The sequence below is a fragment of the Pseudomonas sp. AF03-9 genome, assembly GCF_020515815.1.
Classification (GTDB): domain Bacteria; phylum Pseudomonadota; class Gammaproteobacteria; order Pseudomonadales; family Pseudomonadaceae; genus Aquipseudomonas.
In genome coordinates, this window is record NZ_JAHPJF010000005.1 from 202,807 (window position 1) to 219,053 (window position 16,247).

Below are 16,247 nucleotides of genomic sequence, written 5' to 3' on the forward strand. Positions count from 1 at the left end.
TAGCATTGGTCGGCGCGCCGTGGGTGCGCCTTTGCTTTATCAGATGGAGAGCGCTATGGCTTGGAATGAGCCGGGTGGCAACTCGAATAATCAGGATCCTTGGGGTGGTAAACGCCGCAATAATGGCGACCGCAAGGGGCCACCAGATCTCGACGAGGCCTTCCGAAAGCTGCAGGAAAGCCTGAATGGGTTGTTCGGTGGTGGAAAAAAACGTGGTGGTGACGACAGTGGTCGCACAAGCAAGGGCGGCGGCTACGGCCTGCTGGGCCTGGGCCTTGTCGTGCTGGCGGCCGTCTGGCTGTACAGCGCTGTCTACGTCGTGGACGAGCAGGAGCAGGCCGTGGTGCTGCGCTTCGGCAAGTACTACGAGACTGTCGGCCCGGGCCTGAACATCTACTTCCCGCCGATCGACAAGAAGTACATGGAAAACGTCACGCGTGAGCGTGCCTACACCAAGCAGGGCCAGATGCTGACCGAAGACGAGAACATCGTCGAAGTGCCGCTGACCGTGCAGTACAAGATCAGCAACCTGCAGGACTTCGTGCTGAACGTCGACCAGCCGGAAATCAGCCTGCAACACGCGACCGAAAGTGCCCTGCGCCACGTGGTGGGTTCCACCGCCATGGACCAGGTCCTGACTGAAGGCCGTGAACTGATGGCCAGCGAGATCAAGGAGCGCCTGCAGCGGTTCCTCGATACCTATCGCACCGGTATCACCGTGACCCAGGTGAACGTACAGAGCGCAGCCGCACCGCGTGAAGTTCAGGAAGCCTTCGATGACGTGATCCGCGCCCGTGAAGACGAGCAGCGTTCGCGCAACCAGGCTGAAACCTACGCCAACGGCGTCGTGCCGGAAGCCCGTGGTCAGGCCCAGCGTATCCTTGAGGATGCCAACGGTTACCGTGACGAAGTGGTCTCCCGCGCCAAGGGTGAGGCGGATCGCTTTACCAAGCTGGTCGCCGAGTACCGCAAGGCTCCGGAAGTCACCCGCGAGCGTCTGTACCTGGACACCATGCAGGAAGTCTTCAGCAACACCAGCAAGGTTCTCGTGACCGGCAACAAAGGTGGGCAGAACAACCTGCTGTACCTGCCGCTGGACAAGATGATCGAAGGTGGTCGTAGCAGCACCAGCGCACCGGCCACAGGTTCGACAGCCGCTGCCAATGAAGCGAGCGCCCGTGCGGCCGCTGACTTGCTGCAACAGCAAACACGTAGCAGGGAGAGTCGTTGATGAGCAATAAATCGCTGACCGCCCTGATTGTGGGCGTCGTCGTGGTCATCGCGGCCTGGAACTGCTTCTACATCGTGTCTCAGACCGAGCGCGCGGTGATGCTGCAATTCGGTCGCGTGGTCCAGGCGGATGTCCAGCCAGGCCTGCATGTGAAAGTCCCCTTCGTCAACCAGGTGCGCAAGTTCGATGCTCGCCTGATGACCCTGGATGCACCGACGCAGCGCTTCCTGACCCTGGAAAAGAAAGCCGTGATGGTTGACGCCTACGCCAAGTGGCGCGTCAAGGATGCCGAGCGTTTCTACACGGCAACCTCTGGTATCAAGCAACTCGCCGACGATCGTTTGTCGCGTCGTCTTGAGTCGGGCCTGCGTGACCAGTTCGGTAAACGCACCCTGCACGAGGTGGTGTCCGGTGAACGTGACGCGCTGATGGCTGACATCACGCGTTCGTTGAACGCGATGGCGGAAAAAGAGCTGGGCATTGAGGTGGTTGATGTCCGGGTCAAGGCCATTGACCTGCCGAAGGAAGTGAACCGCAGCGTGTTCGAGCGTATGAGCACCGAGCGTGAGCGTGAGGCTCGTGAGCACCGCGCCAAGGGTAACGAGTTGGCTGAAGGTATCCGTGCGGATGCCGACCGTCAGCGCCGTGTACTGCTGGCAGAAGCCTATCGCGAGTCCGAAGTGGCCCGTGGTGATGGTGATGCTCAAGCCGCAGCGATCTACGCCAAGGCCTACGGCCAGGACCAGGAGTTCTACGCGTTCTACCGTAGCCTGCGCGCCTACCGTGAAAGCTTTGCGAACAAAACCGACGTCATGGTGCTGGACCCAAGTAGCGATTTCTTCCGCTACCTGGAAAAAGCCAAGTAATCAGCTCGTCACTGTGTAGGACGCACTCCGTCGGGCGGCTAAAACGCCTGGCGGGGTGATCCTTTCAGAAAACGGGTGTATGATGCGGCAGCCGGGAAATTCCCGGCTTTTTTGCGTCTGCATGTTTGATTCGGCAGGCGTGACAGGTTTTTCGAGGAAAGTGCCCGACGAGGCCGATTGCAGGCCATTCGTCACGTCGCTCTTGCGCGTGGTTTATGCAGGCGGCGGGCATTTTCTGCTTCACTCAAGGCTCGGCCTAGGGCTGGCCGCCCGGATCAAAGGGGAATGGCGTAATGGCAACGGTAGACCGCTGGCTGCTGCCAGATGGCATCGAAGAAGTACTGCCACCGGAAGCTGCGCGCATTGAAGTAGCGCGTCGCCAGGTGTTGGATCTGTTCCAGAGCTGGGGTTACGAGTTTGTCGTGACCCCCCATATCGAGTACCTGGAATCCCTGCTGACCGGCGCGGGCCAGGACCTGGATCTGCGCACCTTCAAGGTCATCGACCCGCAATCGGGCCGGCAAATGGGTTTCCGTGCCGACATCACGCCGCAAGTGGCGCGCATTGACGCGCACACCCTGCGTCGCGAAGGCCCGAGCCGCCTGTGCTACGCCGGCAGTGTGCTGCATGCGCAGCCACGTGCCTTGTCGTCTTCCCGTAGCCCGATCCAGTTGGGCGCCGAGTTGTATGGCGATGCCAGCCCGAGCAGCGACGTTGAGGTGATCAGCTTGATGCTGGCCATGCTGCAACTGGCTGACGTACCTGATGTCCACATGGACCTGGGCCACGTCGGTATCTACCGCGGCCTGGCCCGTGCGGCCGGTTTGTCCGGTGAAGTGGAGCAGCAGTTGTTCGACGCCCTGCAACGCAAGGCGATCGATGAAGTGATTGCCTTGACCGAAGGTGTGCCTGCGGAGTTGGCCGAGATGCTGCGTGCACTGGTCAACCTGTGCGGTGGTCGTGAAGTGCTGGTGGCTGCGCGCGAGCGTCTGGCCAAGGCGCCGGCGCCGGTACTGGCTGCACTGGACGATGTGCTGGCTATCGCCGAGCAACTGTCGGCGCGCTTCCCGCAGCTGCCGCTGTACTTTGATCTGGGTGAATTGCGCGGTTACCACTACCACACTGGTGTGGTGTTCGCGGTATTTGTACCGGGTGTTGGCCAGGCCATCGCCCAAGGCGGTCGTTATGACGACATCGGCGCTGACTTCGGTCGTGCCCGTCCGGCGACCGGCTTCTCTACCGATTTGAAAACCCTGGTGACCCTGGGGCGTGCTGAGGTCGAGCTGCCGTCTGGTGGCATCTGGATGCCCGACAGTACGGACGCGGCACTCTGGCAGCAGGTTTGCCAGTTGCGCAGTGAGGGTCAGCGTGTCGTTCAGGCTTTGCCTGGGCAGCCATTGGCCGCCGCCCGTGAAGCGGACTGCGACCGGCAATTGATTCAGCAGAACGGGCTTTGGCAAGTATCGCCACTGGCTTCTTGAGTTTTCCTGCCGGCCATCGCCGGCACCAAGTTTGCGCGAATGAGGACAAGTGTTATGGGTAAGAATGTCGTAGTCCTGGGCACCCAATGGGGTGATGAGGGCAAAGGCAAGATCGTTGATCTGCTGACCGAACATGCTGCCGCCGTAGTGCGCTACCAAGGTGGCCACAACGCTGGCCACACCCTGGTCATCGATGGCGAAAAAACCGTCTTGCACCTGATCCCGTCGGGCGTGCTGCGCGAAGGCGTGCAGTGCCTGATCGGCAACGGCGTGGTGGTTGCACCTGACGCCCTGCTGCGCGAGATCATCAAGCTGGAAGAGAAAGGCGTACCAGTGCGCGAGCGCCTGCGTATCAGCCCGTCCTGCCCGCTGATCCTGTCCTTCCACGTCGCGCTGGACCAAGCCCGTGAAAAGGCGCGTGGCGAGCTGAAGATCGGTACGACCGGTCGCGGCATCGGCCCGGCCTACGAAGACAAGGTCGCACGTCGTGGCCTGCGTGTGGGCGACCTGCTCAACATGCCGCGTTTCGAAGACAAACTGCGTGAACTGGTGGATTACCACAACTTCATGCTGGTCGGTTACTACAAAGAACCGGCTATCGAATTCGACAAGACCCTGGCTGAGTGCAAGGAATACGCTGAGCTGCTCAAGCCGCTGATGCTGGACGTGACCGCCGAACTGCACGACCTGCGTCGCGCCGGCAAAGACATCATGTTCGAAGGCGCCCAAGGCTCCCTGCTGGACATCGACCACGGCACCTACCCGTACGTGACCAGCTCCAACACCACCGCTGGTGGCGTTGCGACCGGTTCCGGTGTTGGCCCGATGTTCCTGGACTACATCCTGGGCATCACCAAGGCCTACACCACCCGTGTAGGTTCGGGTCCGTTCCCGACTGAGCTGTTCGACGAAGTCGGCGCTCACCTGGCCAAGCAAGGCCACGAGTTCGGTGCCACCACCGGCCGTGCCCGTCGTTGCGGCTGGTTCGACGCCGTTATCCTGCGTCGCGCTATCGATGTGAACAGCATCTCGGGCATCTGCCTGACCAAGCTGGACGTACTCGACGGCCTGGAAACCATCAACATTTGCGTCGGCTACAAAGACGCAAACGGTAATGATGTTGCCCCGACCGACGCTGACAGCTACGTGGGCCTGCTGCCTGTGTACGAAGAAGTGCCGGGCTGGACCGAATCGACCGTGGGTGCCAAAACCCTGGAAGAACTGCCGGCCAACGCCCGTGCCTACATCAAGCGCGTTGAAGCGCTGATCGGCGCACCGATCGACATTATTTCGACGGGTCCGGACCGCAACGAAACCATCGTTCTGCGTCACCCGTTCGCTTAATAAGCTGTTGATGTAAAAAGCAAAGGGCTCCTTCGGGAGCCCTTTGTCGTTTCTGGCGATCAAGCGGCACGACCCTTGCTTTGAATCCTTCTTTCGCGGTGCTATCAATTTAATGGCACCCGTGGTGGAGGGATTCCCGATGTCTGCCGTTCTCTCATTGTTACAAAGTCGTCTGTTGCGGCCCGTGTTCGTTACCCTAGGTATCGCCCTTTTGGTGCAAGTGCTGGTGGCCGTCGCTCTGACGCGGAGCACGGTGACTGCATTGGAAGCGGATTTGGGTAATCGCCTGGGTATCGACAGCCAGAAACTGTCTGGCGAGTTGGCGCAAGCCGGCAAGGAAGTCACGTCCAGCCTCGACAGCTTGTCGACCAGTACCCGTCAGCGTCTGACCGCCGGACTTTCGACGCGCTTGCAGGAAGAACAGAAGCAACTGCGTGCGACCCTGGAAAAAGACCTGAAAGACTCCGCCAACGACATGGCGCAACTACTGGCCTCGGTGGCGCCACGCGCCATGTGGGACAGCGACGTGCCGACCTTGTCCGAGTTCGCCCGGCGCGCCCAGCGCAATCCCAACGTGCTATTCGTGGTCTACGACGACGCGGCGGGCGAGCACCTGACGCGCTACTTGAACCGGGAAAACCCGATCAACAAGGCGTTGCTGGAAAAAGGCCAGGGTGACCGCGCACTCGACAAAGTGTTGAATGCGGCGAAGAACGATCCGTCGGTGTACTACGTCGAGGCCTCCATAAGCCCCAACGGCGTGGAAATCGGCAAGGTTCTGATGGGCGTTTCGACGGCTTCGGTCGAGGCCGACCTGCAAGCCCTGGACAAGCGTTTCGCCACCCTGATCGCCAGCGGTGATCAACTGGTTGGTGACAGCCTCAAAGGCGCCGCCGCTGACAGCGCCGCCGCCATGGGCGCACGCCTGCAATCGGCACAAACCACTGCCACCCAGATGACCGCCAACACCACCAGCGCCGTACAGGAGGCCGCCGGCACGCTGCGCTGGCGCATCGGCATGGGGCTCGCGCTGGTCGGTCTGGGCGTCCTGCTGCTGATCGCCATCGTGCTCGGGCGCCGTGTGGTCAATCGCCTGAAGCTGTTGATTGCCGCAATGGATGACCTGGCCGCGGGCGAGGGCGACCTCACCAAACGTGTGCAAATCAGCAGCAAGGATGAAATCGGCGACATGGCTTCGGCGGTCAATCGCTTTGTGGATAAGTTGCAACCCATCGTGCGTGAAGCCGGCGATGTGGCCCAACGCACCGGAGTGGAAATCGGCGCGATGACCCTGCGCAACGCTGGCGCCGACGCCGCTGCCGGTTTGCAGCGCGATGAGGTGGCCGAGAGCCTGCGGGCGCTGTCACAAATGGCTGACGAGGCCCAGGCCGAAAGCCATGCCATGCAGGCCGCCTTGCAGCAGGTGGTGGATATTCGCCAGGCCACGGATGAAAACTCACGCACCTCGACGGAAGTCGGCAGCCTGATCGAAGCGCTGGCGGGGCAGGTGCAGGCCGGTTCCAAGGTGATCGAGCGCCTGGCCCAGCAAAGTGAGCAGATTGAGGTGGTGTTGACGGTGATCCATGGCATTGCCGAGCAAACCAACCTGTTGGCGCTCAACGCCGCCATCGAGGCGGCACGTGCCGGCGAAACCGGGCGCGGCTTTGCGGTGGTGGCGGACGAAGTGCGGGCATTGGCCAGCAAGACCCAGAGCTCTACCGGCGACATTCAGGCGCATATCGTCGCGTTGCAGCAGGGCGCGCGTGAAGCGGTGGAAACCATCGGCAAGGCCGGGCGTCAGGCCAATGAAGGCTTGCTGGTGCTGCGCGACAGCGTGCGCTTGCAGCAGACCGTGCAGGCTTCGGTGGAGCAAGTGCATGCGGCTATTGGTTTGGCGACGCGTGCGGCGGAGCATCAGGCGCAAGGCGCGCAGGCGGTGCGTGGGCGGGTCGAGGTGATCCATGCCCAGGCCGAGCGGGCGGCGCAGGCGGTGGTGGAGACGACCGCCAGTGGCAAGGTGCTGGATGGGTTGGCGGCGCAGTTGAAGGCCAGCCTGGGGCAGTTTCGGGCTTGAAGGTCGTCAGCTCCGGCCTCATCGCAGGCAAGCCAGCTCCCACATTTTGATTTGTGAATACCGTCAAATGTGGGAGCTGGCTTGCCTGCGATAGCGGTATCAGCGGCTCAGATACATCCGAGTCGTCAGCAGATAAACCGGCAACCCCGACACCAGAATCAGCAGCGCCGCATACGGCGCCGCCGCTGCAAATTCCACATTCGAGGTATGCGCCCACACTGCCGTCGCCAGGGTATTCAACCCGGTCGGGCTGAGCAGCAAGGTCGCCGTCAATTCCTTCATGGCATCCAGAAATACCAGTGCGAACGCCGCACCCAATGCAGGAAAGATGATCGGCAAGGTCACCCGGCAAAACGCGCTGAACGACGACGCGCCCAAGGTGCGTGCAGCCTCTTCCAATTGCGGAGCAGCCTTGTTCAACGCCGTACGGATCGGTGCTTGAGCCAAAGGCAAAAACAGCAACGCATACGCAATCAACAACAGCGCCGACGTCTGATACAGCGCCGGCACGTAATGCAGCGCGAAATACACCAGCGTCAACGCAATCACCAGGCCGGGCAGGGCGTGCAGCAGGTAGGGCAAGCGCTCGGCCCAGATCGCCAACTGGCCTTTATAACGCACCACCAGCAAGCCTACCGGCACCGCCAGCACCAGGCACAACGCTGCGCCGCCGAGGGACAGCGCCAGCGAGGACAGCAGCGCCTCACTGATCGCGGCCACCGGAAACGCTGCCGATGAACCTACCGCTAGCCAGTAACCAAGCATGCCCAACGGAATGCCGCTGCCGATGATCGCCAGTGCCAGGCAATAGAGTTGCCCCAGCGGTGCCCACTTGCCCAATCGCACCTGCCCGGCATGTCGCGCCGCGCCCTGGCCGATGCGCACGTGTCGGCCCTTGCCGCGTACACGCAGCTCCAGCCACAGCAATGTCAGGCACATCACCAGCAATACCGCCGAGAGCATCGCGGCGTTGGCGTTACTGAATTCCAGCTCGAATTGCTGGTAGATCGCGGTGGTGAATGTTTGCAGGCCGATGATCGACAGCGCGCCGAATTCCACCAGCATATGCAGCGCGATCAACAACGCCCCGGCCAGCAGCGACGGCCACAGCAAGGGCAGGGTGACGCGCCAGAACACGCCCCAACGGTTCAGCCCCAGGGTGCGTGCGGACTCTTCCAGGGACGGGTCGAGGTTTCGCAGGGTCGCCGCCACCGGCAGGAAGACCAGCGGGTATTTCGACAGGCTCATCACCAGGATCGCGCCGCCGAGGCCTTCGAAGTTGGCACTCAACGACACCCAGGTAAAGCTGCTGACGAACGCCGGCACCGCAAACGGCAGGCACAGGATCACGCCCCAGATACGCCGACCGCTCAGGTTGCTGCGTTCCAGCAGCCACGCCAGGGACAGCCCGACCACTGCGCACGTCACCGTCACGCCGACCATCAGCGCGAGGGTGTTGCGCAGCAGGCCGAATACATACGGGCGCCACAGCAGGTGCACGGCCTCGGCCCAGCCAGCCTGCCAGGCCTTGAGCCCGACGTACACCAGCGGCAGCAGGCTCAAGCCCACCAGAAACAGCACGGGCAACAGCAGCCAGATCGACGGCCGCTTGCGCCGCGGGCTGAACCCCCCGCGTAGGGCGGGGGCGCAGAGCGATGGGTTCATCAGTTCAAGCCAACGTCACGTTCCAGGTCCAGGGCTTCTTCGGCGTTGCCCAGGTCGGCGGGGGTGACTTTCGGCGGTTGCAACTCGCTGAAAGGCTTGAGGCCGCGGCTGGATTCCATGCCCTTGCGCAGCGGGTATTCGGCCGAGGTGTTGGTGATCACGCGCTGGCCTTCTTCACTGGCCATGAACGCCAGCAGTTGCTGGGCTTCCTTGGGATGCTTGCTGGATTTCAGCGCAGCAGCGGACGACACGGTGATCAGCCCGCCAACGTCGCCATCAGTGAAGTAATGCAGTTGCGAATCCAGGTTGGTTTTTTCCTTTTTCAGGGCAAACCAGTAGTAGTTGTTCACCAGCACGGTGGCCACTTCGCCATTCTCCACGGCTTTGAGGGCGACCATGTTGTTGCTGTAGACCTTGCCGAATGCGCGCAGGCCGGTCAGCCATTCTTCGGCGGCGTCACGTCCGTGCAGCTTGATGATCGCCACGGCCTGTTCCTGGAACGCGCCGCTGGTGGGCACGAAGCCGACCTTGCCTTGCCACTCGGGGCCGGCGAAATCCAGCACCGACTTGGGCAGGTCTTTTTCGGCGATCAGTTTCGGGTTGAAGGCCACGACGCGGGTGCGCGCGGTCACGCCCATCCAGTCGCCATTGGCGCCGACATAGTCCTTGGGCAAGACATCGAGGGTGGCGGCGTCGATCTTGGCCAGCATGCCTTGCTCGCCGAGTTTGTTCAGCGGCGGCGACTCTTCGGTGTAGATCACATCGGCCGGGGAGCGTGCGCCTTCTTCGACGACCTGGCTGGCCAGCTGGTTGCTGCTGCCTTTGCGCACGTTGACGTGAATGCCGGTCTTGGCTTCGAAGGCCTTGGCGAGTTCATCGCCGACTTCCTTGTGCTGACCGTTGTACAGGGTCAGGGAGACCTTGTCGGCAGAATAAGCGGCGGGCGAGAGCAGGGTCAGGCCGAGCAGAGTGATGGTCAGGCCACGCAGAAGGGATGTCTTGAGACGGGTATCGCGGATCATCATCCGGAGGTTTCCTCGCTTGAGTGCAACAAATCATTGCAAGGATAAACGATAAACCTTCTCAAGTGCGGGCGAGGGGGGAATAGGTATGCAACTTTTGAGGCTGGCGTTTTCAAACCCCGGAAACGAAAAAACCCGCTTTCGCGGGTTTGATCTGAATTTGGTGCCCAGGAGAAGACTCGAACTTCCACGACCTTGCGATCACCAGCACCTGAAGCTGGCGTGTCTACCAATTTCACCACCTGGGCATTATCAAGCAACGTTGCCGCTGTTGATGGGGCGAACTATACGGCGGGCTTTTAGATCTGTAAACCCCTGATTCAAAAAAATAAATCGGGATTTGCGTTAAAAATCAAAGGCCTGAAACGAAAAAACCCGCTTTCGCGGGTTTGATCTGAATTTGGTGCCCAGGAGAAGACTCGAACTTCCACGACCGTAAGGTCACCAGCACCTGAAGCTGGCGTGTCTACCAATTTCACCACCTGGGCAACATCAACAACGTTGCCGTCGTCGATGGCGCGCACTATACGGAGGGGCTTTTGAGCTGTAAACCCCTGCCATGAAAAAAACCTGGAATATTTCTCCAGTGGTCGTGCAAGGTGCCTGGAAAGGGCACCAAAGGGCTTTTAAACGCTTGTTGATGCCTGAAATTTCCCGTTTCAATACGCGTATGCCAAACTAACCCGCATATAGACAAGGTGAAAACTCTCTAATGGCCGATTGGCAGTCCCTCGATCCCGAGGCCGCTCGTGAAGCGGAAAAATATGAAAACCCTATTCCTAGCCGCGAACTGATCCTGGCGCATCTCGCCGATCGGGGTTCGCCTGCTAGCCGCGAGCAGTTGGTTGAAGAATTCGGTCTGACCACCGAAGACCAGCTCGAAGCCCTGCGCCGCCGCTTGCGTGCCATGGAGCGCGACGCACAACTGATCTACACCCGCCGTGGCACTTATGCACCTGTGGATAAGCTTGACCTGATCCTGGGCCGCATCGCCGGCCACCGTGACGGCTTCGGCTTCCTGATCCCGGACGACGGCAGCGACGACCTGTTCATGAGCCCGGCGCAAATGCGTCTGGTGTTCGATGGCGACCGTGCGCTGGCGCGCGTGTCTGGCCTCGACCGTCGTGGTCGTCGTGAAGGCGTGATCGTCGAAGTGGTGTCCCGTGCCCACGAGTCCATCGTTGGCCGTTACTTCGAAGAAGGCGGCATCGGCTTTGTAGTGCCGGATAACCCGAAGGTCCAGCAGGAAGTGCTGATCACCCCGGGTCGCAATGGCGCCGCCAAGGTCGGTCAGTTCGTCGAGGTGAAGATCACCCACTGGCCAACCGCACGGTTCCAGCCACAGGGCGATATTGTTGAAGTGGTCGGCAACTACATGGCGCCGGGCATGGAAATCGACGTTGCGCTGCGCACCTACGATATTCCTCACGTCTGGCCTGAGGCTGTGCTGAAAGAAGCCGCCAAGCTCAAGCCGGAAGTGGAAGAAAAAGACAAAGAAAAACGCATCGACCTGCGCCATCTGCCGTTCGTCACCATCGACGGCGAAGATGCCCGCGACTTCGACGATGCGGTCTACTGCGAAGCCAAGCCGGGCAAGCTGCGTCTGTTTTCCGGCGGCTGGAAGTTGTTCGTCGCGATTGCCGACGTGTCCAGCTATGTGAAGATCGGTTCGGCCCTGGACAACGAAGCCCAGGTGCGCGGCAACTCGGTGTATTTCCCCGAGCGCGTGATTCCGATGCTGCCTGAGCAGCTGTCCAACGGCCTGTGCTCCCTGAACCCGAAAGTCGATCGTTTGGCCATGGTGTGCGAGATGACCATCTCGAAAACCGGCGAAATGACCGACTACCAGTTCTATGAAGCGGTGATCCACTCCCAGGCGCGCCTGACCTACAACAAGGTCAGCACCATTCTGGAAACGCCGAAGACCAGCGAAGCCAAGGCCCTGCGTACTGAATACGCTGGCGTAGTGCCGCACCTCAAGCAGCTTTATTCGCTGTACAAAGTGTTGCTGGGCGCCCGTCATACCCGTGGCGCGATCGATTTTGAAACCCAGGAAACCCGGATTGTCTTCGGTTCCGAGCGCAAGATCGCCGCGATTACCCCGACCACGCGTAACGATGCCCACAAGCTGATCGAGGAATGCATGCTGGCGGCCAACGTGGCCACTGCCGAATTCCTGCAGAAGCACGAAATTCCTGCGCTGTATCGCGTGCACGACGGCCCGCCGCCGGAGCGTCTGGAGAAGCTGCGCGCGTTCCTCGGCGAGCTCGGCCTGTCCCTGCACAAAGGCAAGGACGGCCCGACGCCGAAGGACTACCAGGCACTGCTGGCGAGCATCAAGGATCGTCCGGATTACCACGTGATCCAGACCGTCATGCTGCGCTCCCTGAGCCAGGCGGTGTACAGCGCCGATAACCAGGGCCACTTCGGCCTGAATTACGAAGCGTACACGCACTTCACTTCGCCGATCCGTCGTTACCCGGACCTGCTCACGCACCGCGCGATCCGCAGCGTGATCCATTCCAAGCAGAACACCCCGCACGTCAAGCGCGCCGGTGCCATGACCATTCCGAAGGCACGGATCTATCCGTACGACGAAGCTGCCCTGGAACAGTTGGGCGAGCAGTGCTCCATGAGCGAGCGCCGCGCCGACGAAGCTACCCGCGACGTGGTGAACTGGCTCAAGTGCGAGTTCATGAAGGATCGCGTAGGCGAGTCGTTCCCAGGTGTGATCACCGCCGTCACCGGCTTTGGCCTGTTTGTGGAGCTGACCGACATCTACGTCGAAGGCCTGGTACACGTTACCGCCTTGCCGGGTGACTACTACCACTTCGATCCTGTGCATCACCGCCTGGCGGGCGAGCGCACTGGTCGCAGCTTCCGTCTGGGCGACACCGTGGAAGTGCAGGTCATGCGCGTCGATCTCGACGAGCGCAAGATCGATTTTGGTATGTCCGACAAGCCGGCCGAGTCGCCGGGTAGCCGTAAAAAGCGTGGCAGTACACCCACTGCTCCGGCAAGCAAAGGCAAGGGTGCCCCTGCCAAAGCAGCGCCTGAGCCTGAGCTGGCCAAGGCTGGTCGTCGCTCTGCGGCCAAGGAAAAAGCCCCCGAGGCCTACCGCCCGAGCGACGCCGCGGCGAAAAATGCCGAGCTGCGCAAGAGTCGTGAGTTGAAGCAGCAGTTGCTCAACGAAGCCAAAAGCGGTGGTAAAGCGGCGTCTGGGGGAAAGTCCCACGGGGCGGAAAAACCGTCGAGCAAGCCGAGTAAACACCGTAAAGGCCCGCCGAAAGCGGGCTCGGCCCCTGCCAAAAGCAGCGGGTCGCGCAAACCTAAGGCCAAGTCATGAGTCTGGAAAAAATCTACGGCGTACACGCCGTGGAAGCACTGCTGCGTCACCACCCGAAGCGCGTCAAACAAGTGTGGTTGGCAGAAGGTCGCAGCGAGCCGCGCGTTCAGGCGCTGGTTGAGCTGGCGAACCAAAACAAGGTTGCCATCGGTCAAGCCGAGCGTCGTGAAATGGACGTTTGGGTCGAAGGCGTTCACCAGGGCGTGGTTGCGGACGTAAGCCCGAGCCAGGTCTGGGGCGAGGCGATGCTCGACGAGCTGCTCGACCGTACCGAGGGTGCGCCGCTGTTGCTGGTGCTGGACGGCGTGACCGACCCGCACAACCTCGGCGCCTGCCTGCGTTCGGCAGATGCTGCCGGCGCACTGGCGGTGATCGTGCCCAAAGACAAGTCGGCCACCCTGACGCCGGTTGTGCGCAAGGTTGCCTGCGGTGCAGCGGAAGTGATTCCGCTGGTGGCCGTGACCAACCTGGCGCGCACCCTGGAGAAACTCCAGCAGCGCGGCTTGTGGGTCGTGGGCACGGCAGGGGAGGCCGAGGTCAGCATTTATGACCAGGACCTCACCGGCCCGACCATCCTGATCATGGGCGCCGAAGGCAAGGGCATGCGTCGCCTGACCCGTGAGCACTGCGATTATCTGGTGCACCTGCCGATGGCCGGTAGCGTCAGCAGCTTGAACGTGTCGGTTGCCACCGGCGTGTGCTTGTTCGAAGCGCAGCGTCAGCGTGGCGCGAAGGCCAAGCCGAAGAAGTAACTAGGTCTGTCGCAGGCCAAATGTGGGAGCGGGCTTGCTCGCGAATACGGTATGTCAGTCACTGCAATTAGGGCTGATACACCGTATTCGCGAGCAAGCCCGCTCCCACATTGGTTTTGTGTTTGGCCTGAGAAGGTGATTGTTCAAATAATCACCAATCACCTTGCACGCTTCCTCCCCCTTCTCTACAATTGCGCCCCTTGCCTTCCTGGCGGGCACCGATGTGTCCCCCTTCGGCAAGATCCATAAGTGTCATTCACTCCTTGTCTGACCGTTTTTGAGCGGCAGGCTACAACCCGTAAGGAGCATTCATGCGTCATTACGAAATCATCTTTTTGGTCCACCCGGATCAAAGCGAGCAAGTCGGCGGCATGGTTGAGCGTTACACCAAGCTGATCGAAGAAGACGGCGGCAAAATCCACCGTCTGGAAGATTGGGGCCGTCGTCAACTGGCCTACGCAATCAACAATGTTCACAAGGCTCACTACGTGATGCTGAACGTTGAGTGCACTGGCAAGGCCCTGGCCGAGCTGGAAGACAACTTCCGCTACAACGATGCAGTGATCCGTAACCTGGTCATCCGTCGCGAAGAAGCCGTTACCGGCCAATCCGAGATGCTCAAGGCTGAAGAAAACCGCAGTGAGCGCCGTGAGCGTCGCGACCGTCCTGAGCACGAAGGCGCTGAAAGCGCTGATAGTGATGACAGCGACAACAGCGACAACGCTGACGAGTAATCCACGGACCTTTTAAGGAGCCTATCAAATGGCACGTTTCTTCCGTCGTCGTAAATTCTGCCGCTTCACCGCTGAAGAAGTGAAGGAGATCGATTACAAAGATCTCAACACTCTGAAAGCCTACGTATCCGAGACCGGCAAAATCGTTCCAAGCCGTATCACCGGTACCAAAGCTCGTTATCAGCGTCAGCTGGCCACCGCTATCAAGCGCGCCCGCTTCCTGGCCCTGCTGGCCTACACCGACAGCCACGGCCGCTGAGACCGGGCAGTCGACAAGTAGTAAGGGATTGAATGCATGCGCGCCTTAGCTGAGTTCATCATGCGCGGTCGTGTGCAGGCCACTCTGGTAGTGGCTGGATGTGCGGCATTGCCGTTGCTTTATTGGTTGGGTGCTGCCGCTGGTTGCCTTGTGCTGCTGCGGCGCGGTTTGAAGGACGCCCTTGGCGTTCTTGCCCTGGGATTGTTGCCTGCCTTGATCTGGTGGGTGCAATTGGGTGATCCACGGGTACTTCTGGTACTGCTGGGGTCATCGAGCCTTGCGTTGGTTCTGCGCGCAAGTGAGTCCTGGGTCCGCACGCTGCTGGTCAGCGTGGCATTGGGGTTGGTGTACTCAGTGATGCTTGGCGCGGCTTTCCGCCCGCAAATCGAAGCGCTGTCGCAAGAGATCGTCAAGATCCTGCCGATGGCCCTCGGGGATCTCTACCAGCAATTGTCGGTAGATGAGCGAGCGCGGTTTGCGTCACTGATTGCCCCGGTCCTGACCGGCCTGATTGCGGCATTGTTGCAGGTCGTCAGCGTGCTGAGCCTGATTGTTGGGCGCTATTGGCAGGCGTTGTTGTACAACCCGGGTGGTTTTGGTCGCGAATTTCGCAGTATCAGAATCCCAGCGGGGCCGGCGATGTTGCTGCTGGCGTGCATGGTTGTCGGGCCGAATTTCGGCCCACAGATGGCCGTGTTGGCGCCGATTTGCAGCGTACCGCTGGTGTTTGCCGGATTGGCCCTGATTCATGGGCTGGTTGCGCGAAAGCGCCTGGCCAAATTCTGGCTGGTGGGGTTGTACGTCACGCTGTTGCTGTTCATGCAGCTGATCTATCCGTTACTCGTGGTCTTGGCCATTGTCGACGGCCTGATTGATTTTCGCGGTCGTCTGGCGCCGAAAGACGCCGACAACGCGAACGGTGAAGGTTAAAAGTTAGAGGATTTTCACATGCAACTGATCCTTCTGGAAAAAGTCGCCAACCTGGGCAACCTGGGCGACAAAGTGAACGTTAAGGCCGGCTACGGTCGTAACTACCTGCTGCCATACGGCAAAGCCACCGCTGCAACCGCTGCCAACCTGGCTGCGTTTGAAGAGCGTCGTGCTGAGCTGGAAAAAGCAGCAGCAGACAAGAAAGCTTCGGCCGAAACTCGCGCTGCCCAACTGGCTGAGCTGGAAGTGACTATCACTGCCACCGCCGGTGACGAAGGCAAGCTGTTCGGTTCGATCGGCACCCACGACATCGCTGATGCACTGACCGCCTCCGGCGTTGAAGTGCAGAAGAGCGAAGTTCGTCTGCCGAACGGCACCATCCGCAACGTAGGCGAATTCGACGTAGCCGTGCACCTGCACGCCGAAGTTGAAGCCACCGTACGCGTTGTCGTGGTAGCAGCTTAAGTCGCACCTAACTGACTGGCACCTACGGTGTCAGCCGGTTAACATCGGGCACGATCCTGTTTACAGGTCGTGCCTTTT

At 60.6% G+C, this 16,247-nt stretch carries 13 protein-coding genes and 2 tRNA genes; 11 read left to right on the plus strand and 4 right to left on the minus strand.

Going from position 1 to position 16,247, the window contains the following annotated elements; genetic code table 11:
• Positions 1–55: 55 nt before the first annotated feature.
• The 5 genes from hflK (at position 56) to LIY36_RS10280 (ending at position 6,996) form a co-directional block, all read left to right on the plus strand.
• The gene (gene hflK, locus LIY36_RS10260) at positions 56–1,231 is read left to right on the plus strand and encodes an FtsH protease activity modulator HflK (protein ID WP_192300276.1); all 1,176 of its coding nucleotides are present in this window, start codon (positions 56–58) and stop codon (positions 1,229–1,231) included.
• Positions 1,231–2,097 carry a protease modulator HflC gene (gene hflC, locus LIY36_RS10265; protein WP_192300275.1) on the plus strand — a complete coding sequence of 289 codons (867 nt, stop codon included), beginning with the start codon at positions 1,231–1,233 and terminating at the stop codon, positions 2,095–2,097. Before hflK ends, hflC begins: the two co-directional genes overlap by 1 nt.
• A gap of 293 nt (positions 2,098–2,390) precedes the next feature.
• A complete protein-coding gene (locus LIY36_RS10270) occupies positions 2,391–3,578 on the plus strand; it encodes an ATP phosphoribosyltransferase regulatory subunit (protein ID WP_226455603.1) in 1,188 nt (395 codons plus the stop codon).
• Between the two features lie 54 nt (positions 3,579–3,632).
• A complete protein-coding gene (locus LIY36_RS10275) occupies positions 3,633–4,922 on the plus strand; it encodes an adenylosuccinate synthase (protein WP_192300273.1) in 1,290 nt (429 codons plus the stop codon).
• Positions 4,923–5,061: 139 nt separating this feature from the next.
• Complete coding sequence (locus tag LIY36_RS10280) at positions 5,062–6,996, plus strand: methyl-accepting chemotaxis protein (protein ID WP_226455604.1); 1,935 nt, start codon at positions 5,062–5,064, stop codon at positions 6,994–6,996.
• A 99-nt stretch (positions 6,997–7,095) separates the two neighbouring features.
• Here the strand turns inward: LIY36_RS10280 and LIY36_RS10285 are convergent, their stop codons facing one another.
• The 4 genes from LIY36_RS10285 to LIY36_RS10300 all read right to left on the minus strand — a co-directional run bounded on the left by LIY36_RS10285 (position 7,096) and on the right by LIY36_RS10300 (position 10,171).
• Positions 7,096–8,661, minus strand: coding sequence for an ABC transporter permease (locus LIY36_RS10285; RefSeq protein WP_226455605.1), 1,566 nt, complete (start codon positions 8,659–8,661; stop codon positions 7,096–7,098).
• Entirely contained in the window at positions 8,661–9,686 is a 1,026-nt protein-coding gene (locus LIY36_RS10290) for an extracellular solute-binding protein (RefSeq protein ID WP_192300270.1), read from the minus strand. Before LIY36_RS10290 ends, LIY36_RS10285 begins: the two co-directional genes overlap by 1 nt.
• Positions 9,687–9,844: 158 nt before the next feature.
• Positions 9,845–9,931 (minus strand) — tRNA-Leu (locus LIY36_RS10295).
• Between the two features lie 153 nt (positions 9,932–10,084).
• Positions 10,085–10,171, minus strand: a tRNA-Leu gene (locus LIY36_RS10300).
• Positions 10,172–10,395: 224 nt separating this feature from the next.
• On the opposite strand from LIY36_RS10300, the gene rnr reads away from it, so the two are divergent.
• The 6 genes from rnr to rplI all read left to right on the plus strand — a co-directional run bounded on the left by rnr (position 10,396) and on the right by rplI (position 16,169).
• A complete protein-coding gene (rnr, locus tag LIY36_RS10305; RefSeq protein ID WP_226455606.1) occupies positions 10,396–13,029 on the plus strand; it encodes a ribonuclease R in 2,634 nt (877 codons plus the stop codon).
• Positions 13,026–13,781: a 23S rRNA (guanosine(2251)-2'-O)-methyltransferase RlmB gene (rlmB, locus tag LIY36_RS10310; protein WP_226455607.1), complete on the plus strand. Its 756-nt coding sequence runs from the start codon at positions 13,026–13,028 to the stop codon at positions 13,779–13,781. The genes rnr and rlmB overlap by 4 nt, the downstream gene beginning before the upstream one ends.
• Positions 13,782–14,092: 311 nt before the next feature.
• Positions 14,093–14,515 (plus strand): 30S ribosomal protein S6, encoded by a 423-nt coding sequence (gene rpsF, locus LIY36_RS10315; protein WP_003217491.1) that lies wholly within the window; start codon positions 14,093–14,095, stop codon positions 14,513–14,515.
• Positions 14,516–14,543: 28 nt separating this feature from the next.
• Complete coding sequence (gene rpsR, locus LIY36_RS10320; RefSeq protein ID WP_003171373.1) at positions 14,544–14,774, plus strand: 30S ribosomal protein S18; 231 nt, start codon at positions 14,544–14,546, stop codon at positions 14,772–14,774.
• 36 nt (positions 14,775–14,810) lie between these two features.
• Positions 14,811–15,704: a hypothetical protein gene (locus tag LIY36_RS10325; RefSeq protein ID WP_192300267.1), complete on the plus strand. Its 894-nt coding sequence runs from the start codon at positions 14,811–14,813 to the stop codon at positions 15,702–15,704.
• 18 nt (positions 15,705–15,722) lie between these two features.
• Positions 15,723–16,169 carry a 50S ribosomal protein L9 gene (rplI, locus tag LIY36_RS10330; protein ID WP_003171376.1) on the plus strand — a complete coding sequence of 149 codons (447 nt, stop codon included), beginning with the start codon at positions 15,723–15,725 and terminating at the stop codon, positions 16,167–16,169.
• Positions 16,170–16,247 lie beyond the last annotated feature (78 nt).